20 protein-coding genes are annotated in these 20348 nt (G+C 64.8%); 11 read left to right on the top strand and 9 right to left on the bottom strand.

The features are described from left to right. Window positions 1–63: 63 nt before the first annotated feature. The 5 genes from ACX80F_RS15700 to ACX80F_RS15680 are packed head-to-tail and all read left to right on the top strand — an operon-like array spanning window position 64 to window position 4485. Window positions 64–825 carry a TlpA family protein disulfide reductase gene (locus tag ACX80F_RS15700; RefSeq protein WP_459337330.1) on the top strand — a complete coding sequence of 254 codons (762 nt, stop codon included), beginning with the start codon at window positions 64–66 and terminating at the stop codon, window positions 823–825. Beyond that, a complete protein-coding gene (gene resB, locus ACX80F_RS15695) occupies window positions 815–2698 on the top strand; it encodes a cytochrome c biogenesis protein ResB (protein ID WP_459337329.1) in 1884 nt (627 codons plus the stop codon). Before ACX80F_RS15700 ends, resB begins: the two co-directional genes overlap by 11 nt. Then, window positions 2695–3624, top strand: a complete 930-nt coding sequence (lgt, locus tag ACX80F_RS15690) for a prolipoprotein diacylglyceryl transferase (protein ID WP_459337328.1) — start codon at window positions 2695–2697, stop codon at window positions 3622–3624. The genes resB and lgt overlap by 4 nt, the downstream gene beginning before the upstream one ends. A gap of 28 nt (window positions 3625–3652) precedes the next feature. Next, entirely contained in the window at window positions 3653–4255 is a 603-nt protein-coding gene (locus ACX80F_RS15685) for a DUF3093 domain-containing protein (RefSeq protein ID WP_459337327.1), read from the top strand. Between the two features lie 26 nt (window positions 4256–4281). After that, on the top strand, window positions 4282–4485 hold the full coding sequence (locus tag ACX80F_RS15680; RefSeq protein ID WP_459337326.1) for a hypothetical protein: 204 nt from the start codon (window positions 4282–4284) through the stop codon (window positions 4483–4485). Between the two features lie 150 nt (window positions 4486–4635). On the opposite strand, the gene ACX80F_RS15675 is transcribed toward ACX80F_RS15680, so the two are convergent. The 8 genes from ACX80F_RS15675 to ACX80F_RS15640 form a co-directional block, all read right to left on the bottom strand. Next, window positions 4636–4977, bottom strand: coding sequence for a DUF4913 domain-containing protein (locus ACX80F_RS15675; protein WP_459337325.1), 342 nt, complete (start codon window positions 4975–4977; stop codon window positions 4636–4638). A gap of 121 nt (window positions 4978–5098) precedes the next feature. Further along, window positions 5099–6934, bottom strand: a complete 1836-nt coding sequence (locus ACX80F_RS15670) for a type IV secretory system conjugative DNA transfer family protein (RefSeq protein WP_459337324.1) — start codon at window positions 6932–6934, stop codon at window positions 5099–5101. Further along, window positions 6931–8490 carry an ATP/GTP-binding protein gene (locus ACX80F_RS15665; RefSeq protein WP_459337323.1) on the bottom strand — a complete coding sequence of 520 codons (1560 nt, stop codon included), beginning with the start codon at window positions 8488–8490 and terminating at the stop codon, window positions 6931–6933. Before ACX80F_RS15665 ends, ACX80F_RS15670 begins: the two co-directional genes overlap by 4 nt. 245 nt (window positions 8491–8735) lie before the next feature. Beyond that, the gene (locus ACX80F_RS15660) at window positions 8736–10253 is read right to left on the bottom strand and encodes an SCO6880 family protein (protein ID WP_459337322.1); all 1518 of its coding nucleotides are present in this window, start codon (window positions 10251–10253) and stop codon (window positions 8736–8738) included. Then, on the bottom strand, window positions 10234–12120 hold the full coding sequence (locus tag ACX80F_RS15655; RefSeq protein ID WP_459337321.1) for a hypothetical protein: 1887 nt from the start codon (window positions 12118–12120) through the stop codon (window positions 10234–10236). The genes ACX80F_RS15660 and ACX80F_RS15655 overlap by 20 nt, the downstream gene beginning before the upstream one ends. Continuing rightward, complete coding sequence (locus ACX80F_RS15650) at window positions 12113–12874, bottom strand: hypothetical protein (protein ID WP_459337320.1); 762 nt, start codon at window positions 12872–12874, stop codon at window positions 12113–12115. The genes ACX80F_RS15655 and ACX80F_RS15650 overlap by 8 nt, the downstream gene beginning before the upstream one ends. 37 nt (window positions 12875–12911) lie before the next feature. After that, window positions 12912–13214 carry a hypothetical protein gene (locus ACX80F_RS15645; protein ID WP_459279091.1) on the bottom strand — a complete coding sequence of 101 codons (303 nt, stop codon included), beginning with the start codon at window positions 13212–13214 and terminating at the stop codon, window positions 12912–12914. A gap of 5 nt (window positions 13215–13219) precedes the next feature. Next, on the bottom strand, window positions 13220–13903 hold the full coding sequence (locus ACX80F_RS15640) for a DUF6668 family protein (RefSeq protein ID WP_459337319.1): 684 nt from the start codon (window positions 13901–13903) through the stop codon (window positions 13220–13222). Between the two features lie 122 nt (window positions 13904–14025). On the opposite strand from ACX80F_RS15640, the gene ACX80F_RS15635 reads away from it, so the two are divergent. The 5 genes from ACX80F_RS15635 (at window position 14026) to ACX80F_RS15615 (ending at window position 17954) form a co-directional block, all read left to right on the top strand. Further along, the gene (locus ACX80F_RS15635; RefSeq protein WP_459279093.1) at window positions 14026–14277 is read left to right on the top strand and encodes a helix-turn-helix domain-containing protein; all 252 of its coding nucleotides are present in this window, start codon (window positions 14026–14028) and stop codon (window positions 14275–14277) included. A 567-nt stretch (window positions 14278–14844) separates the two neighbouring features. Continuing rightward, complete coding sequence (locus ACX80F_RS15630) at window positions 14845–15771, top strand: MinD/ParA family ATP-binding protein (RefSeq protein WP_459337318.1); 927 nt, start codon at window positions 14845–14847, stop codon at window positions 15769–15771. 100 nt (window positions 15772–15871) lie between these two features. After that, window positions 15872–16999 (top strand): transglycosylase SLT domain-containing protein, encoded by a 1128-nt coding sequence (locus ACX80F_RS15625; protein ID WP_459337317.1) that lies wholly within the window; start codon window positions 15872–15874, stop codon window positions 16997–16999. 65 nt (window positions 17000–17064) lie between these two features. After that, window positions 17065–17652, top strand: coding sequence for a hypothetical protein (locus ACX80F_RS15620; protein WP_459337316.1), 588 nt, complete (start codon window positions 17065–17067; stop codon window positions 17650–17652). A 74-nt stretch (window positions 17653–17726) separates the two neighbouring features. Continuing rightward, window positions 17727–17954: a hypothetical protein gene (locus ACX80F_RS15615; protein WP_459337315.1), complete on the top strand. Its 228-nt coding sequence runs from the start codon at window positions 17727–17729 to the stop codon at window positions 17952–17954. A gap of 40 nt (window positions 17955–17994) precedes the next feature. On the opposite strand, the gene ACX80F_RS15610 is transcribed toward ACX80F_RS15615, so the two are convergent. Continuing rightward, window positions 17995–18576 carry a hypothetical protein gene (locus ACX80F_RS15610; protein WP_459337314.1) on the bottom strand — a complete coding sequence of 194 codons (582 nt, stop codon included), beginning with the start codon at window positions 18574–18576 and terminating at the stop codon, window positions 17995–17997. A gap of 267 nt (window positions 18577–18843) precedes the next feature. Between ACX80F_RS15610 and ACX80F_RS15605 the strand changes: the two genes are divergently transcribed. Then, window positions 18844–19980 carry a hypothetical protein gene (locus tag ACX80F_RS15605; protein WP_459337313.1) on the top strand — a complete coding sequence of 379 codons (1137 nt, stop codon included), beginning with the start codon at window positions 18844–18846 and terminating at the stop codon, window positions 19978–19980. The last annotated feature ends 368 nt before the right edge of the window (window positions 19981–20348 follow it).

Here is a 20348-nt window from a genome sequence, read left to right as displayed (position 1 = left end):
GTACCTCTACAACCGGAGGGAACCTTCGTGAAAAACCACCCGTACCCGCCCATACTGTCGGTCGTGCCACGCCCGGCACGAGCCACCGTGTGGTCCCGTCGCGCCGCGGCGATGCTGGTCGCTTCCTGCCTCGTCCTCGCCGGCTGCGCAACAGCCAACGATGATCTCGCCGAACAGGCCCGCGCCGGCGACAACAAGAACTACATTGCCGGGGACGGGTCAGTGGCCGAATACGCGCCAGAGGAGCGCAGCGAACCCCTGGACGTGCAGGGAACCCTGTTCGACGGAACTCCGGTCACCTCCGGCGACTGGGCCGGAGACGTCGTCGTTCTGAACGTCTGGTACGCGGCCTGCGCACCGTGCCGAGTGGAAGCGCCCTCCCTCCAGCAACTCAGTGAACGATTCACCCCCGATGGTGTGCGCTTCTATGGGGTGAACGTCCGCGATGAGAAGCCGACGGCGGAGGCATTCGAGCGGACCTTCGGCATCACCTACCCGAGCTTCGAGGACCGCAACGGAAAGCTCCTGCTCCAGCTCACCGACTACGTACCACCCCAGGCCGTCCCCACCACCCTCGTCCTGGACCGGCAGGGCAGAGTCGCAGCACGCATCCTCGGCGTCGCCGACGAAACGACCCTCCGCACCCTGATCAGCGACGCCCTCAACACCCCCACACCCACCGCCAGCACCACCGCCAAAACCAACGCCCTCCCCTACACACCAGGAGCATCAGTCCCCCTAGCGCCACCGGTCACAGGGCTTAGGGCAGGGATGGCGTTCGTGCGCGGGGTCGATGAGCAGCAGGGTCGGAACCATGTCAGCTGACACGAAGCCCGACGCGGGACAGGGCGGCCGTCCCATCCCTCGTCAGAAGGGCGGACCGGCAAAGGATGATGTCCGGGTGTCCGCTCTCGGGCCGGTGGAGATGCTTCGTTGGGTGTGGCGGCAGCTGACCAGCATGCGCACTGCACTGCAGCTCCTGCTCCTGCTCGCGGTTGCTGCCGTGCCGGGGTCCTTGTTCCCGCAGCGTCCCGCGAACCCGGCGGTCGTGACCCAGTACCTGCAGGACAACCCTGACACCGGTCCCTGGCTGGACAGGTTCCAGCTCTTCGACGTTTTCTCCTCCGTCTGGTTCTCTGCGATCTACCTGCTGCTGTTCACCTCGCTCATCGGCTGCGTCATTCCGCGCACCAGGGTGTATTTGAACGCGTTACGGGCAACACCGCCCCGCACACCACGGCGACTGTCCCGCCTTCCCCAGCACGGCACACTCACCCTGCCGAACCGCCCCGCCCCGGTCCCTGATCCGGGTTCTGGTCCAGGCCTGGATTCGGCCGGCCAGCCTCCCTCTGTTGTACATCGCAGCCTCACTGCCACGGTCACAGAGGCGGCCGCGGTTCTTCGCAAGCTCGGGTACCGGGTCGACGTGCGGGATGCCGAGACCGGTCGGCCCTCCGTCGGGGCCGAGCGGGGATTCCTGAAAGAAGCAGGGAACCTGTTGTTCCACACAGCTTTGATCGGGGTGCTGGTAGCCGTCGCAGTCGGCGGGATGTTCGGGTACCGGGGGCAGAAGCTCATCGTGGAGGGTGAAGGATTCACCAACGCCCTGATCGGTTACGACTCCTTCACCCCCGGAACGAACTTCAACGAGGACACCCTGGCACCCTTCGCCCTCACCCTCGAGGACTTCGACGTCACCTTCAACCGGGACGACCCAGCCACCTACGGGCAGCCACTGGACTTCACTGCCACCATGACCGTGCAGGAGAACCCCGATTCCGCCCCGGTCCGGCAGGAACTGAAAGTCAACGCGCCGATCGGCATGGACGGAACCAACGTCTACCTCGTCGGAAACGGTTACGCGCCGGTGATCACTGTGCGCGACGGCGATGGCAACATCGCGTTCTCCGGGCCCGTACCCGCCCAGCCCACGGACTCGGCCTACACCTCGACCATCGTCATCAAAGCCCCCGACGCGCAACCCGACCAGCTCGGGTTCGTCGGGTTCTTCCTGCCCACCGCCGTCGTCGACGACACGGGGCTTGCCTTCGGCTCGGATCCCGACCCGTTCAACCCTCGGCTGAACCTGAACTCCTACTACGGCAACCTCGGCCTCGATGACGGCACCCCCAGATCCGTGTACCAGCTCGACACCACGGAGCTGACGCAACTCAACGGTAGGGATACCGACGCCGGCGGCATCGTCCTGGAACCGGAGCAGACCTATGAACTGCCCGACGGCAAGGGATCCATCACCTTCGACAGCCTCAAACGCTTTGTCGCACTGGACATCACCTACGACCCAGGCAAGATCGGGGCCCTCGTGTTCTCCACCCTGGCCCTGACCGGACTCATCCTGTCCCTCATCACTCCACGCCGCCGCGCCTGGATCGCCGCGTCCACCTCCACGGACGGTCACACGGTCATGGAATACGGGCTCCTCGCCCGAGGGGAAGACCCCGGACTCGGCAAGGAAGCAACCAGGATCCGCACCCACCTGCAACACCACTTCCAGCAGCAGTCCGGGCACCAGTTTGAGCAGCAGTCCAAGCAGCAGTCCGGGCACCAGGAGTCACCCAAAACCCCGCACAGCACGACCCCACCGGGCCCTATCCCCGACACCACCGAAAACACCACCCCCAGCACTGTCACCAGAACCGTCACGAGCAGTTCCACCCGACCATCGGATCAGTCATGAACCCCGCACCGCCGGATACCTACATTCCCTCCCCCACGATCAGCGCCCTCCAGTTCGGACCCATCACCCTGAACTTCTATGCGCTGTGCATCCTCGCCGGGATCGTCACCGCGGTGTGGCTGACCGGACGCCGCCTCACTGCCCGCGGCGGCCAGCCCGGTCAGGTCCTCGACGTCGTGATGTGGGCGGTCCCGTTCGGCATCATCGGTGGCCGGCTCTACCACGTCATCACCGACTATCAGCTCTACTTCGGGCCAGGGAAGGACCCTGTCGACGCGCTGAAGATCTGGGAAGGCGGACTGGGCATCTGGGGAGCCATCGCCCTCGGTGCCCTCGGCGCGTACATCGGCTGCCGCCGCAACAACGTCGGGTTCCTCGCGTTCGCCGATGCCGCCGCCCCGGCAGTCCTCATCGCCCAGGCCCTGGGCCGGTGGGGCAACTGGTTCAACAACGAACTCTACGGGGATCCCTCCACCGCACCCTGGGCCCTGCAGATCCACGCCATGGACGCCGGCACCGGACGGGCACAGCTCAACCCCGACGGAACACCGGTCGTCCTTGGATACTTCGACCCGACCTTCTTGTACGAGTCGATCTGGTGCCTGATCGCAGCAGCCCTGATCCTGATCCTGGATCGAAGAACAACCCTTGGTGCCGGGTCCGTCCTCGCCCTGTACGTCGCCCTCTACACCGCTGGCAGGTTCTTCTTCGAACTCATGCGCTCCGACTACGCCAACACCATCCTCGGGCTGCGCATCAACACCTGGGTCTCAGCGATCCTCTTCCTCGCCGCGACCACCCTCTTCCTCATGCGCAGAAACCGCCCCCGATCAGCCACGCACTCCACGGAACTCCAGGACCCACCGCAACACCCCGAAATACCTCCCACCCAGCAGGCCGACACCACCGGCCCCAGCACCCGCTAACAACCGCTCACCCGACGGGACCCACCTCATGCAACAACCCCACGAACCAGGGGCCATCATTCCCCCATCCGACCCGCCAGCTGCCCCACCGCCCGCACACCCATCCCCTGGTGGTCGTACCCCTCCCCCGGTCTCTACCCCGGAAAGCACTTCCACCGCCGATGGGCTGCTGGCAGCAGATGAACCGGTCCTATGGAAGGAACGCCTGTACCCGAACTTCTGGGTGTGGCTGATCATTGTCGGCCTGGCCTTCGTCCCGGCGGTTGTTTTCGCGCCCATCGACATGACCATCGGGGTCGTGGCATCCGTCATCACCCTGATCTTCCTCGTGATCATGATGGTGACCTCCATTCCCACCATCGTGGTGACCCGCTCCGTGCTGCAGGTCGGCCGCGCCCGGATTGACCGGATGTATGTCGGCACAGCGGAGGCCTTCATCAAGGAAGAAGCCACCGCACAACGGGGAACGGGCCTGCACGGGTTGACCTACCTCTGTATCAGGGGATGGATCGACGCCGTCGTGAAAATCGAGATCACCGACAAGGAAGACCCGGCGCCGTACTGGCTGGTGTCCTCCAGGCACCCCGATGAACTTGCCGAACTCCTCACCGCCCGGACACCGCAGCCGTGACGTGCAGGAAAGAACGCCTCGACCGAGTGGAAGGTAACTACGACATGGGATCAAATAAGCGCAAATCAACGCAGCTACGAGCAGCGAAGCAGCGCTACGTTGCAGCACAACACGCCGAAACCGAACGACAATACCGACGAAAGCAACAGCGCAAAGCCCTCATCCTCGGCGTGATCCTTCTATCCATTGCCGCCGTCACCGCCCTGACGACTTTCATCCTCGTTACCTGACAGTCAACGAAATGAGCAGCACCCTTCACCCGGCATTGGCATTGGCATTGGCATTGGCATTGGTTAAGGGACGGGGCAGGGCCTTTCCTGGTGTCGCGTCCAACCTGGGGCGACACCTGCATGACTCATCTACTCACCTGAGTAATTGAGTCAGGCCGAGTACAAGCCCTCCGGTGCTCGGACCACGGGTAGTGGCTTGTTCGCGGGCTTGTGCTCCATTGCCGTGCAGCCCTGGAAGGGGCCGGTGCCCGAGAAGAGGGCGGCCATGGTGGGGTCGGCGTAGTTGTTCCACCAGTTCGCCAACCCGGTTGTCGGGTCGAGGCGCAGCGCCTCCCATGCCCGCCATAGTGCGTTGAGACGGTTCACTGCTTCCTTGTGTCGCCACCAGCTGGCGCACCAGGTGAACTCCGCACGTCCATGAGACTCCACGGGCCGCTGATACTGGTGCACAAGGAACTCGGTCACAAACTCCTCGAGGTTGTTAAAGACCATTTCGGGAGCAGGCTGCCTGGTCCCCTGAGCTCGGGGGACGCTATCAGTCTCGAGCTCCTCGCCGGGAAACATGTCCTCGGCAGAGTCGTCGGCCCCAAAGGGTGCGTGTAGATCCATCGGGCTACTCCTTCACCATGGCCGACCAGCGGTTACCGCCGGCAGCGACAGCAGGGCTGGCAGGAACTTCGGCAGTCCTCTCCGCCACCGGAGGTGTCGCTGCAGCGGATGCGGAGGTGACTCGTGTGCCGTTGTGAGCGGCTTCCGACGCCGCGACCTTATCGGCGTAGGAACGGTCGCTGACAGGGACTGTGCGCAGCAAGACGGCGCGGGATCCGGAGCCGAGCATGATGGCCCGGCCCTTGGGCATCGCGGCGAGGTCCGCGACGGAGAGGATGTCGTCGGTGGAGTCCTGGCGGCTCGTGGAGCGGCTGTCCTTCTGCCTCGAGGTCGATACCGAGGTGTACCGGTACTGGCCGACGAGGTCGGAGAGCATCTTCAGGAAACCTTCTTCCTTGACGTTGCCGCCGTAGGTGACGACGTTGGCCGTGGAGAACAGTTTTCTCATCCCGGATTCGCCCCACACGTCGACGCCTTGAGACCAGGATTGTAGGAAGGTAGAAACCACGATTCCTCGGGAACCGTAGTGGCTGTAGAGGTCGGGCAGGTTCTCCCACCGGCACACGTTTGCAGCCTCATCGAGGACGCAGACCATCGGGACCGCCAGGCGACCACCGGGCTGGGTAGCCGCGTACTCTTCGGCTGCGGTGGCCGTGGCCACGGTCAGGGACGTCACCAGGGGCCCGGCGGTGCCGGCGCCTTCCTTGGAGAGCGCGTAGAGGGTGTTCTTGCCCTTGATGAAGTCCTCGGGCGTGAACTGCGGGCGCGGATCGTCCGGTCCGCTGGGGTTGACCCATGCGGCGATTTTCTCGTTCTTCAAACACGTGGCCATCTGCCGTGCGGTGCCGTAGACACCTTCGCGCTGCTTGTCGGGCAGTGACATGGTGCTGCCCATCGAGTCGGCTTCCTTCCGCCATCCGGCGTCGAACAACAGACCGGCGGCTTCCTGGTTCTCGGAGTGGGAGAGCCAGCTATGAACTTGACTGATCGGACGGTCACTGACCGCGGCAGCAAGCAGGTACCCGGCGAGTAAGTCCTTACCGGCGTTGTCGAAGTAGGCATCTCCCCCCTTAGCCCCGACGGGCCGGGAGCCGAGGGCGAAGTTGTTCGCCATCTCCGCGGCTCGTTCGGCGTCGATCACGTAGCTGAGCGGGTTCCACCACCAGGTGGGTGTTTCGTTGGCGACGCCCTGCGGGTCGAAGATCCACACGTCGCCGTTCTCGGCGCGGATGTCGCGGGTCAGATCGGACAGGTCGCGCTTGTTCGACGTTGCGATCACCGGACCGGGCGCCTCGATGATCGAGGGCGCGGCCTGCGTCGTCGTCTTCCCGGTACGGGTGCCCCAGATGTGCAGGAGCGTGTCCTCCCACGACGCGTACAGGGTATTCCCGCCGCGCACCATGCGCCCGATCATGACGCCGGGCGATTGTTGGGCGCTCAGGCCGAAGCGGGTGGCTTTGGCTTTGACCTGCTTCTCCGTGAACGGCGCGACGTCCTTCAGGGACGCCATCTTCACTGCAGCGCGGTCGTGCTTGACGAGTTTTCGGCCCTTGCGGATGCTGAGGACGATGTACAGCACGAACAACGCCAGCAGGATCACGCCGGCGATGATCGCCAGCGTGATCTCGGTGGACCGCCACGGCATGATGCCGGTGAAATTCCCCAGCGATCGCGGCCAGAAACCGGCCGGGATGCCCCCGGGTCGGGGGTCGAGTTGGTGTCCGAGGGTGTTCAGCCCGTACAGGGCGCCCGGGACGCCGACAAGGACGATGATGAGGACGACCAACAGCGCGGCCTCGCCGCCGAGGCCGGCTGTGTGCTTGCGGTCCAGTGAGCTCACAGCTCGCCTCGTTCCTCTGCAGCTTGGGCTTTGGCCTTGTGCCATTTCTTCTCGGTGTCGTGGACACGCGACCGGCGCTCGGTGGGGGTGAACTCCATCGAGAACGGGATGCCGGCCCGGGAGCCGACCTTGATGAAGAACTTGCCCTGGCCTGGTGGGGGCTGGGTGGTCCGGTCGTCGTTGTACCAGGCGGCGTTGTCGTCGTCCTCGAGCCACGCAGCCAGCTCATCGTCCGTGAACGACTGGTCGGTGCGCCGGAACACGTCGTCGTTGGTGTAGCGCATCGCGTCGTCGCCGGCCCGGTTCCAGGCGGGCGGGTCCTGCCATGCGGCGAGCTGTTCCTGCTCCCGGTTGCTTAACGGAACGGACTGGGTGAGCAGCGGCATTTCGGAGCGGGCGAGGCCGCCGAGGATCTTGATGCCGCAGCGGTCCATGATGCCCTGGGCTTTATGTCGGTCCGCTTCGTCCTTGACCGCTTTAAGGTCAGAGGGAGTGTGGGAGGCCATGATCTGACCGACGCCCCACTCACGGTTCAGACGGGTGAGTGCGTTGACCTGATCCACGATGCCGGGACCGGCCGCCAGCGTATTCCACAGCTCATCGAGGATCACCAGGAACCTTTGGCGCTCGATTACGCCGTCGTCAGCGAGCATGTTCGAGGTGGTGACGGTCCCGAACCCGGCCGACCAGCACGCCATGAGTGTTGCCGCCCGCAGATCGTTCTCGGCCTGCGAGATCCGGGAGAGGTCGAACGCCATCGGCGTCGTCGCGTCGATCTTGTGAGTGGACGCCTTCGAGAACATGTCCCCGAACGCGCCAGCCCCGCAGAGGGAGTTCAGTGAGGACTCCAGGCCTTCGGTGATCGTGTCGTACCGCTCGTTACTGCCACGATCCAAAGCGACCTCCCGCACCTGCGCCGGACGGGCCTTGAGGACGGCTCGCAGGTCGTCCATGAGGGGAACGGTGCCGGCAGGGTTGTGTGTCGCTTCGAGGACCATCAGGCACCGGTCGAGGATCGACTCCTCCCGCTCATCGAGCGGCTTTTTGCGCAGGATCGCGATGAGCGCGGCGATGAGTCCGCGACGTCGTGCGTGGAGTTCGGTGAGCAGTTCCTCCCGCTTCACCGGGGAGAGGCGGGTCGCAGCTTCCAGCGCGCCGGCGTCGTCGAGGGGGTTGATGTGCCCGATACCTCGACCCAGCGGCAGGCCCTTGCCGCCGAGCTTTTCGATCATGTCGATGTGCTCGCCCTTGATGTCCCCGAGGATCATCGGGTTCACACCGAACGCGCACAAACCGATCGCCATGCGGCGCAGCAGCGATGACTTCCCCAACCCGGGGTTCGCCATGACGAACGCGGACGGGTTCGAAATGAGGCGCACGTTCTGGAACCACGAAATCGGGTCACAGCACACCGGCTCGTTCGAGAGCAGATTCCGGCCCAAAGGTACACCTTCCAGGGGTGCGCCGCCGCCCATCGGGAACGGGTACAACCCGCACACCTGATAGTTCGTGCCGCGCATCTCCTTCACCGGGTGCAGCAACTGCGCCTCACCCATCCCACGACCCTTGAACCCACGAGGCCCCGGACGCAGCGCAGGCTTCACCGCCGTGCTGCCCGTCCGAGCTTTCCTCGCATTCGTCGCAGCCTTCGTGCCGCTCTTGGCTCGGCCCTTCGCTTTCGCAGGAGCGTTCACTGATCCGGTCGTGCCGAACTTCGCGAGAACGCGAGCCCATGCTCCGTCAGGAACCTGCTCTGGGCTGCCGGGGTTGAAGGAGCCTGCAGCGGGGTTGAGTGCGTTCATTAGAGTGCGTCCCTTACACTCTTGGGCAGGGCCAGGTGGTCGGGTATGACGATGCCCAGCGGCAGGCCGGCGGCGAAGGTCGAGTCCTGCGCCCCGTACGCCTCCTCGAGGCGGATACGAGCCGACGCCCCAAGGTTCTCGATCGCGGCCTCCGCTTCGGGCAGGTCCTCCTTGTGGCGGACCGTCGCGGTGACGATCATCGCGAAGTTCAGCAGACCTGCACCATCGGCTTCCTCCTCCGCCGTGGCTTTCGCGGCCCGCGTCTCACGGCTGTCCCGTGATGTTGCACGGTTCCGGGAGGAAGCGTTGAACGTCGCGGTGTTGACGTCGTTTTCGACCAGCTGAGCGGCGCGCGCCGGGTCGATGGGACGGTAGAGCATCGTCACGCGCTTGCGGACGACCTCAGGGGTCGGCGCGACGAGGGACTGCAGCACGTTCGCCTGGATGGTGGAGCGGGGCGGGACAGACATCGCCCACGTCTTCGACCACGCGTTGTTGTGGTGGTAGGTGTCCCAGAACGCGTCAGCGGCCTGCGGGCCAACCTCGTTCCAGTCCAGCTCAGGCGCCTTGCCTTCGGCGTGGGCGCGGTCGAACAGGATCGCCTCTGCCGGGTCATACGCCACGCGGATGACTTCGCACAGCTCCTGCGCGGACAAGGGCGTCGAGACGCCGGCCCCGGTGTCCCCCAGGCTCAGGGTCAGGTTCGGCAGACGCGCCGCAAGATCATTGGCGACCTCATCGGCTTTACGGATCTTCCCGCCCGGGCGCAGCGTCGCCTTGAACGTCACCGCGATGTACGCACGCGTGACCGTCGCACCAGTGGGAAGGGCACGCACGGTTTCATTCATGATGTCGCGGGCGAACGCCGGTGCGTTCGGGTCCATCCGGTTCTCGACCTTACGGGCGAGCCGGAACCCGGAATCCGGTGCGGTCTCGATCGTCGCGGACGCGGCAATCAGACCGGGCTCATCCGTGAGCATCCCCAGCCAGTGCGACCACCGGTCGACCCACCGGTTGATCTGCTCCTGGTCGACCATGCCGCCACCGTCCGGCTCGGAACCGAGCACCACGGTGTAGTGGTTCTTCACCGGAATGTGAAGCAGGGCGAACGGGCGGCCGTACCCGTCGGTGTGCTCGCTGATGGTCGAGCGCGCCGAGATACCAGGCAGCTGCGTCGTCCCGGAGGGAACACGGCTGATCGGTCCCGCCCGGTACACGTTCGCCCCGGCGTAGCGGGCGTTCATCCACCCGAAGCGGCGCATGATCCGCTCGATCATTGTTCGGCCGTGCTTGTTCTTCTGCATCGACAACAGGATCAGTAGCCCGATCAGTAGCTCGAAGAGCAGGGCTCCCATCCACTGGCCGAGCATCATCAGGATCACGCCGACGACGACGCCGAGGATCAGGATCATGGTGCCGGCCGTTGACAGCCCGGCCAGACCCTTGCTCGTCGGCAACCGGTAGTTGCCGTAAATGCGTGGTCGGGTCTCGGGGGTCTTAGCTTCGGTGTACGCCATCAGTGCGGTCCTCGTTCCCAATGTTGCCGGTGTTGTTCGAGACTTCCTTCTTCAACTGCTGCGCCTGCTTCTGGATCTGCGCAGCTCCCTGACTCAGCGCAGCGCCTGCCGGGCCAGCGGCACCGGATGCGCCCTTGGGTCCAGCTGATCTTGTACCCGCCGGCCCTCCGGCTGTCTGGGGCGGAATAGCGCCCTGAGCGGAGGGCTTGGCCCCCGATTCACCGGCGGGCATCGGAGGAGCCTTCGGGAGGCTGCTCGAGCCGCCCTGTCCACTGCCCGAACCGGGTTGAGCACCTTCCTGGACAGCACCCTGGACGGCCTCGCTGCCCTTCTTGATCGCCTGTCCAGCAACCATCGCCGCAGCAACGGGAGGCGCCGCAGCAGCCGCTCCAGCTGCAGCACCGCCACCAGCGGCCGCACCAGCGCCTGCACCAGCGGTACTGCCAGCCCCAGCCGTGGTGCTCGTTGCTGATCCGGTCGGCACTGCTTTCGAGCCGCCGCCAGTTGCGTCTGCGCCCTTCGGTGCAGCACCGTCGCCGCTACCGTCTCCGCCGCCCTTGGGGGCGGACGCTGACTTCTCCGACTTTGCCGGAGGTCCCTGCGGTGGTGCCTGGCTACCGAATCCCTGTCCTCCACGCGGCGTGCGGGACGCACCCTGCGGGATTGCTGCGCCCAGTGCTGCGAAGCTCATGGCGGCCCCACCTCCGCCACCGGAGGACGCCATGGCGCCCAGCGCCGGACTGAGGAAGCCGATGAGGACCGGCAGCGCGACAACAGACGCGAGGATCAGCATGAGGCCCGCGGAGAACTGCAGGAGAGCCTGCCCGGAGAACAGCCCGGAGGTCGTCATCTGGATGCCCGTCGCGTAGATCAGTGCGGCGGCTGGCTTGTAGAAGGCGAAGGCGAGGGTCCACGCGATGATCTTGCTGAACCAGGTCTTGCCCGTCTCGGTGTTCATGAACGCCGCCGACAGCGGCAGGACACCCGCGATGAGGAACAGCATCGCCGTCCGCAGCACCATGAGCATGATCTGCACAATGTTGACGATCACAGCGAGCAGGCCGCCGACAATGATGAGCATCTGGTTGCCCATCAGGAACGTTGTGCTGGAGGCTCCTGTGTCCTCCATGCCCAGAAGCATCTGCACATCGGCCTGGAAGTCATCTCCCACGCCGGCACTGATGATCTGCTCAGCCAGAGCATCGGTAGCCCCGAGGAGCACATTGAGGAGCGCAACACCCGAGGCGGTCACGATGGCCAGCGTCAGGAGTCCCTTAAGAAGGTCCTGCGCCGGTTCGGCGCGCTGCGACCACACCATGCGAACCCCAGCGACGATCATGCTCAGCGCCGCCAACGCGAGGGTCAGATAGAAGGTTTGGTCCTGGACGAAGCCCACGGCGGGGGCCGAGGACGCCGCACGTTGAGGAACGATGTACCCGACGAGGGAAGTGGCCCCACCAACCAGAGCCGCCCCGCCGAACACAATCGTGGCCGTGTTGACCAGGCCCGCACCATCACCACGACGAGCATTCGTCACGAGGGTGATGGCCAACAGGATGATCGCGATCGTGCTGACACCCAGCCCGATCCAGGTCGCATAGCCGAGGATCGTTGCAACCTGATCGTTGAATGCACCTCCAGCAGGAGCATCCGCGGAACCCGTTTGGCCCGTTGTCAGATCGCCGGCGTCGATCGTCGTCCACAGCGTGCCAAGCTGAGCGATCGTCGCGACGAGGGCGGCTTGCACAGCATCGGCAATAGCCTCGATCGCATCACCTGCTGCACCGGAGATGGCATTGCCAACAGCGTTACCTGCTTTACAACCGAACTCGAGAGGTCCGCACTCCTGCTCAGCGACCTCAGCCACCAGAAGGCCCCCACAGCACATAGCCAGAGAGGTCCGATACTTGGCCATCAACTGGGCCGCTAGAACCATCGTTCTTGTACTTCGTGTACCAATCGCCGTTCGTCCACTGCATGACAGCAGAGCTGGTGAAGTACACGAGCTCCGCCCCACTATCCGCGGAAGCAACAATTTCAACCGTCGCTTCGTCTCCTGTGTAGGAAAGGAGTCGGAAACCGGCAATTTTGATGGGAGGGTTCGTGCCGCCCTCGCTAATCGAACGCTGTGCACGTTCGAGGGTGATGTCTTTCCCCGGGCCATCCACAGAAAGCGCGCTGACGGTCTCGAGATACAGCTCGGGGTCCCCACTGCTCGCGGCTTGCCCTGCGGCGGCGAGAAGCGCGCCCTCAGGGGTGTGGGAGTAGCAGGAGCGGATGCCTGTTTGCTCGTCTACGACGCCTGGGCCGTGTTCGGCTGACATGGGGGCGGCAATGGCTCCAATGAACTCCCACTTAACGTCCTTAGGTGCGGCTGTGAGTGTGGTCCCTCCTGTGGCGTCCAGTCCGCAGACTGACTCGTTCGATGTAGTTGCCGACGCGGACGGGGTGGGTGATGCCGCTTGTGTCTGGGCTGGTGGTGCGGCCTCGGATTCGTCGTCGTTGCCGATCCAGATGAAGAGGATGATCCCGACGATGATGAGCAACAGGACGGCAACGGCCGACATGAGGAAGCGGGGTGCAGCCCACCAGACGTTCTCGGATTCTTCGGTTTCGGCCATGACTACTCCTGTAGGTAGGGCTGGTCCTGCAGGGTGGCTAGGCTGCGCCGCCGCCGGAGATGAAGGTCAGCAGTGAGGCTCCGCCGGAGATGAGGGCGACGGCGAGGACGATCTTGATGATGCCCGAGATCTCCTGCGTGGTCTCTCCACGGCTGGAGTCGAACGCCATCTTCCCGCCGACGACGAGCAGGCCGAGGACACACATGCCCAGGGCGATCCACTTACCAACGCCGACCATCCGGTTCCAGGCATCCCCGATACCGGGAGGGGCCAGCGGCCCGCTATCGGGCAGGGTGTTCGCGTTGATCAGGACATCCTGCGCGAGGAGGAGCAGCTGCATGGGTTCTAATTCCTTCCAGAATTAAGGTGATCGATGACCTCACTGAGACTGGTGAGGACTTTCCTTGACTCACGGGCCAGCGACTCGGGGTCGACTGTGCCGTGGAGCCGAAGCTCTTCTATCCACGGCAGGACCCACGTTTGTGGGACACCGCCGGCGGTGATGCGGGTCAGGTTGTGCAGGGCCTTCGGCGTCTTGCCAGGTGCGTCCGCGATGACGACGAGGCCGCGCAGGGTGATGGTCGGATGTGAACCCGCTGCCCAGTCGCGGGCCGCGAGCTGAGCGGCTTTCAATCCCCGGTGGTTCTGCCGGGCGACCAGGAAGACCTCGGCCGGCGGCACGGACAGGTCAGTGGTCGAGTCAGTGGATGGGTCGGCGTCCGAGCGGGAGGGCCAGCGGTGGTGGCAGGGGACCCCGCCCAGGAGGTCGGCCATGGTGTTCTCGCCGGCTCCGCCGTGCACACCAAGCCAGAAAACTTCGGGGTTGTCCGTGACGAACCGGGCCATACCCTCGCCCGCGGCCAGTCCTAGCAGTCCTTGCTGTGGACCGGTGACACCGCGCAGGACCTCGACGGCGTCCCGAATCTCGGTCTCCGTCACGACGGGCGCCTCAACGGGCTCCTGGGTGACGAAACCACCCCAACGGTTGTCCACTGTGCGCTTCCCCCAACTGACTTCCCATAGACTCAACTACTGATCATGGTAAGGCAACTTAGAGGAACAAAAAACCAAGATGAGGATCGACATGCTCAAATGTGGCGAAAGTAGGGCTTTCATGTATTGTTCCCACCATAGGAACTGGGGCGGCCAAAGTGTCTAAAGCTCTTGATCGTCTCTTCGCTGACCTGCCCTCGCGCCTCAGTGTCGATCAGCTCACCGACATTCTTGGTCTCTCCGACAAGTCGGTGACCTATCGCTGGCTGCGCGAAGGTCGGGTGCCGGCGATCAGGCTGGGCGGCACCTGGATCATCTTCCGGGACGACGTCCGGGAGCACCTCGAGGCGAGCTACAACACGCGTCCCGGTTTCAAGGCGGCAGCGGAGAACGATCCACCAGAAGACTGAGGGGACATGATGACGGCGGAAGCACTGACCAGGCCGGTATGCACGGCGACCATCGGGGACGACGACACAGTGAGCGTCACCATCGATGGAGTCGACCAGACATTCGGGTCGATGCCGGAAGCGATCGGCTTCCTCGCCGGCACGGCAGGCGACCTCGGCCGCCCCGTGAAGGTCACCGCCTACGATCCGTCATCGACGACGCAGCCGCAGACTCACCTCATCGTCAATGAGGACGGTTCCGTCGAAGCAGACGCCAGCGTGCCCGTGAAGAAGCGGCCGCCACGCCGAACCACTCCCCGCCCAACCCAGGCAACTCCTGCAAACCAGCCCGAACGCCCAACCGAACGTCCTGTCACAGCAGACATGGACCCCACTCCCGCAGCCACCACTCCTTTGATAGAGGATGCTCAGCCCGAAGCAGCAGAACCGCAGGCATCACGCCAGGCACCTCAGCCGGCGGTCAAGCAGATCCCTGACGTTCCCTCAACGGCTTCCCCCAAACCGGCCCCAGTGTCACCGAGATCAGGGGTATTACAGGTGCCACAGGGCGCGCCCACCACTGTTCAGGTGGAGCCAGGGGATGGGCGGATCAAACTGCGCCCCGAGACCAAGGCCGAGAAGATTGCAGCGCCGGCACGTGAAGGGTTCCGGGGCTGGCTGAACGCCACGTTCAAAGCCAAGCTCGCCGCGTCCCCTGCAGAGCAGACAACACGAGCGCGTCGGGCACGGATTCAGCGCCCGCTGGAAAGCCACTGCACCATGGCCGTCGTCCAGCTCAAGGGCGGGGCAACGAAGACCACCGTCGCCTACCACCTGGCGGCGACCTACGGGCGGATCCGCGGAGGGAACATCCTCGCCGGTGAGTTCAACGAGAACCAGGGCACCCTCGGTGAGCGGGCCCTGGCAGGCTCCCACGACCGCACCACCCTGGATTTGATCCGAAACCTCGGCACCGTCACCCGGCGCACCAGCGACCTCGTGCGCTACATCCGACCGCAGGGCGACGACAGGATCCACGTCCTCGCGTCACCGCCCGAAGGCGCTGACCGGCGCCGCGTCGACGGGACCTCCGTGAAGGCCGCGCACGACGTGCTGCTCTCGCTCTACAACCTGATCCTGCTCGACACCGGCAACTCCGCCCAAGCCTCCACCTGGCAGGCAGCCGTCGACGTCGCCGACTCGCTCGTGTTCGTCGCCCAGAACAAGGCCGACGACTTCCGTCTCCTCGAGGCGACCATCGAGGGCGTCAAAGCCCAAGGCCATGCCGCCAAGTTCGCACGCTCAATCCTGGTCATCACCAATACCGCGCAGCCCAACGCAGAACGCCTCGCCCAGCTCAAGGAATACGGGGAAAGCATCGGCCTCGCGGCCGTCATCGTCGTACCGTTCGACCGGTCCCTGCAGGAAGGCCAGGACTTCGACTACGAAGCCCTGAACCCCGCCACACGGCAGGCCTACGAGGAAGCCACCGCAGCCCTCACCGACCAGCTCTAACAAGTGGTCATCTGAGTCTCACGTTGACTCTCATGTCCGGTCTCAGGTCCGGTCTCAGGTTCGGTCTTACATTCGGTTCCAGCGCAGGGGTTAGGAAGGCATGGCAGGGGGCAAAGCCATCGGGTGCGGCATCGCCGCGCTCACCGTCGTGCCCGTCGGTGCGGTCGTGGCCATGACGATGCTCGTCGCCAGCATCGACGAGGACGAGGAAGCCAACCAGCTCCAACGAGCGTCCTGTGTCGTCTCCGAGGGCGTTTCCGAAGATGCGGGTGTGAAACCCGGTGCCCTGCAGGCCGTCCCGAACGGGTGGGGGCCCCTCGTTGAGGCGGCGGCGCAAGAAGCGGGCCTGCCAGCCAGTGTCGTTGCCGCTCAGCTGAACCAGGAATCCGGGTGGAACGAGAACGCCACCAGCCCCGTCGGCGCCCAGGGCGTCGCCCAGTTCATGCCCGCGACGTGGGCCGCCTACGGCAACGGAGGCGACCCGTTCTCCGCGAAGGACGCCATCCCCGCCTACGGCCGCTACATGGCCGCCCTGAAGCAAGAGGTGCAGGTGATGGCGGGTAATGATGCGAACCTGCTGGTGCAACTCACTCTCGCCGCGTACAACGCCGGCCCGGGTGCCGTGCAGCAGCACAAGGGCATCCCGCCGTACCAGGAGACGCAGAAGTACGTCAGCGCCATCCTCGACTCCGCCCAGAGCGGCTTCTCCATGGACTGCAAGGCACCCACCGGCGGCAAGCCCTGGGACGGGGACCTCGGGGATGGCGAGTGGACCACTCCCCTGCCCGGTGGCGTGTTCACATCGGGGTATGGGAAGCGCAACGTTCCCGGGCTGCCCGCCTGGGCTCAGGATCACGTCGGCGTGGACCTCTCGAGCCCCGGCGCCGGCTACGGCGACGGCGGGCCCGTCGTCGCGCCCACAGACTTGCGCGTCACCGGGTTCAACGACAAAGACGGGTGCGTGATCGCCAAGGAGGACGGAGACGACCCCGACTTCGGGTTCGCGTTCTGCCACCTCAACACCTACTCAGTGGAGAAGGGCGACAAGCTCAAGCGCGGCGACATCATCGGCACCGAAGGCAACAGGGCCGACCTCGGCAGCGTTCCAACACACCTCCATTTCGAGATCTACACACCCGAAGCACCCGACGTCACCTACCCCTACGAGGGTTTCAACATCGACCCCGAACCGATCCTCAAAGAGAAAGGCGCGTGGCCATCATCATGACCCCGACCCCCACGCACCACCAATCCACAAACCGGTACAGGCACCAACCTCGTAGGATCGCGGCTGTGCTGTGCCTGGCACTGCCCCTCACGCTCTCAACGGCCGCCTGCAGCAACAACGAGGGCCCAGCCGGGTCGACACCGAACCCGACGTCAACGACGGTGGACGAGGGCTCTGACGCATCCGCGGCCGCCGAAGACGTGATCGGCAACGGCACCTTCACCACGCCGGCCGACGCGGACCGGACCGACGTTGAGTCGACGGCCGAGGTCGCCGCCCTCATGCTGCACTCGTGGGACACCATGACTGACATGACGCAGACTGCCGCCGCGGTTCGGGCGATACCGCTGATGAGCAACGAATGGGCGATCAACCAGGTCGAGCCCGAACGCAACGGCGCACAGGGCGAATGGCTCGAGCCAGCCGAGCACCAGGCCTACAGTGCACCCTCGATCGTCCCCGCCCCCGGCGACGTCTCCCAGGACGTCGCCGAGGACAAGGCCATCCGTGCTTACGACGTCACCTGGCGATGGATCAGCCGCGACGGAACCGAGCTCACAGCCACCGGACGGCAGATCGTCACGATCTACCTCGAGAAGCACGACGGCCGGTGGGACGTCGTAGGCCACCAGTACCAGGACATGGGGGTGTGATGAGGAAAGTAGTGGGCTGCGACACGCCGCGTCGAGGTGCGGGTTTAAATAAAAATCCTTGGCAGAGTGGGGCTATGACTGCGCAGCGAAAGATTGGACGTCCTAGCAAGGGCTACGGCCCACGCCATACCGTCGCGGTTCAGCTCAGCCCAGAAGAGTTCGAAGTTCTTCAGCAGATCACTGCTGAGATGGGCATGAAGCCCGGACCGTTCCTCACCGAGAGGTCGCAGGCGCTAATAGCGGCGTTGCGCGCAGAACACGTCGGCAATCAGGAGGCGCTGCCCTTCGAAAAGGCTAGTTAAACGAGGAAGGCCCGCCTAGCCGGCGGGCCTTCGTATCAAGTTATTCAAGCTTCACACCGTGTCGTCCGCCAAGATTCCCGGTGAGTAGCTCAACCGAGTGCGTCCTTTTCAGGTCGTACCCTCTGCCGAAAGTGTACACCGAGTGCTTGAAGCACCTCCAGCTCTTTATGCCGCGCCGCGCCGTGACGATTCCCACTGTGATGCGGTATGGGTCCTTGCACCGCTGATTGCGGGGCAGCCGTTCTACCGTCTTGGGCGGTGGAAGGATGGCCGGTTCCAATACCCGCAGCCCGCCACTCCCCTGCCGATCACCAGAACACTCCCCGCGAAGCCGGCGGCGGTCATGCTGCACGACGTCGACGGAGCGGTCCGCACACTGTGCCTTGACCTCGACACCTCCAAGGCCCGCAAAGCCGTCGTTGACGACGACGCCCGACGCCTCGCAGGCATCCTCAGTACCGCCGGCCTCGCCTTTGTTGAGGACACCTCTCCCAGCGGCGGTCGCCACCTGTACGTCCCACTGCAGGAACCCCTCACCGCGACCGAGACACGGCAGCTCGTGGAGGCCCTCGGGCGTCACGCAGCGAGCCTTGACCCGAGCCCCCACCAGAACGTCGTCCACGGTTGCATTCGTGTCCCTGGATCTGCGCATAAGTCGGGTGGCCACCAACGCTTGGTCACGCCGCTGACGGATGCCTACGGCATCCTCACCCGCCGTAACCCCGCCAGTGCGGTAGCCGCGCTGCGTAAGGCCTTGGCGCCGGAGTTGTACCGCCTCGAGCAGAAGCGCCGAGCAGACATACGCGCAGCGACCGCGACTGCAGCTGTGCAAGCCGTCGCCATGACTGGCGCCGCACCTACGGCCGGGAGTGAGCGCCCGCTGCGCTCAGTGGCCCGCACAGGGCTCTACGACACCAGCCGCTACGCCAGCGATTCAGAGGTCCGCATGGCGGTCCTGAACCACTTCGCCTCCTGCCGCTGGACCCTCGACCAGGTACGCGCCGGCATGGCCGACCAGTTCACCGGCCTCGCCGCTCTCTACGGCACCAAGACCGACCGGCTCCTGCCCGTCGAATGGGCCAAAGCCCAAGCCTTCACCGCCACCACGGCGCCCGCGAAAGACCCCTCCCAGCGCACAGGGAAAAAGACTGCGCACAAATACGACACAAGCCGTACTTACCTCACGGGGGGCAGCCCCAAACCCACCAGGCATCAGGGGTCGCAGCTCAGCCAGCTCTCGATCCATGAGCTCGTGAACGACCTCGAGAACGTCCTCTACGCGTTGCTCGACTACCGGTTCATGGAACGAGGCAGGGAAGGCATTAGTCTCCGATTCCTCATCCGTGCCGTGCTGGCGTACATGCGGACCATGGAAACCAACATCCTCGACGTCGGATGCCGCACCTTCGCCCTCGCCCTGGGCAAGAACCACGACACCATCGCCCGCCTCCTCCCCGTCCTGGAGTACGCATCAGCAGGCATCCTCACCCGCATCGATCGCGGACGCGGCCGCAACGCCGACACCTACGCCGTACAACTCCCCCAACACTTCGAGCAGCTCGCCCGGGATTTCACCTGGCGCAAAGGCAAGATCCACGCCATCCGGCCCGTGTTCCGGGTCCTCGGAGACGTCTCAGCCCTCGCCTACGAAACCATCGAACGCGGCCGCCACTCCCCCACCACCGCAGACCTCATTCGCACCACCGGAATCTCACGCCGGGCCCTCACCGACCATCTCGCTCGCATGGAGTCTCTGCAGATGATCCGCCGGCACCACGGACGCTGGGAACTCGTGCCCACCACCAACCTCGCCCAGCTCGCGGACCGTCTCGGAGCCACCGAGGACCGCGAAGCCCAGCTCACCCGCTACCGCAAACAACGCGCCGCCTGGCACGCATGGCTCGACCGGCACCTGGTCCCCCAGCTCGACGAGCACGATCTGTACGACGCCGAGGTGGACGAGTACTGGCAGCCGCCCATCGAGGACGAATACGAGCATCAACGCACTTTCTGGACCGCCGCGTGAACGGCCACAGGATTTTGACCCTCGCCACAGGTTTATTGGCGTGGTGAACTTGGGGTCCGCTGTGCCGATCCATATGGATCGCCTCCTCACGGGTCGGCACAGTGCTGTCATCGCCGTGAGGGTTCGGCCGTGGAGATTGCAGTCCGTTGTGGGGATCACGCTCGCTCTGTGCGCTGGGGTGATCCTAGGTCCTCATACCAAGGTCGGTAAGGATAACAAGAGCAAGAGCCACTGATCTGGGGTTTGTTCCTTGCCGGGCCTCCTGCCCACGGTAATAGTGGAAACTGATTGCGGGTTCGGTGTGGCTCTCTGTCCACATGACGTGGCTCTCTGAGTTGCTGTCCTTCCCTTGACCTGTCCACTGACCC

The organism is Arthrobacter sp. TMS2-4 (genome assembly GCF_054511075.1).
The sequence above is the reverse complement of the archived record's forward strand: the minus strand, read 5'-3'. Positions and strand labels throughout refer to the sequence as shown.